Genomic DNA, 255 nt, shown 5'->3' with positions numbered 1-255 from the left:
AAGTAATATCATTATGGGGGAGAAAAGCAGGCTCATAGCAAAGGCTTAACCGGATATGCACGCCCTTCCCTTGCTCGCTGGCAACTTGAGAACCGGAAACGATGGTGTAGTAATTTGAAATAATGAAGTCGCTTTTTGGAAACTCATCCACGTCAATATAATCGAGCTGGCGGGTACGGATGATTGTCGCCTTCATCGCGTATTCAATAATTCCACATCGCGGCATTAGAATCGTTACTTCATGCCCTCTCTCTA

Annotated in this window: 1 pseudogene; it reads right to left on the bottom strand. The window is 45.1% G+C overall.

The annotated features are described in order from the left end of the window. A pseudogene (locus KVT27_RS25400) lies at window positions 1-196 on the bottom strand (glycosyltransferase family 4 protein); the annotation flags it as partial. Window positions 197-255 lie beyond the last annotated feature (59 nt).

This window comes from Lysinibacillus sp. GbtcB16 (assembly GCF_019091145.1).
Taxonomy (GTDB): domain Bacteria; phylum Bacillota; class Bacilli; order Bacillales_A; family Planococcaceae; genus Lysinibacillus; species Lysinibacillus fusiformis.
The sequence above is the reverse complement of the archived record's forward strand: the minus strand, read 5'-3'. Positions and strand labels throughout refer to the sequence as shown.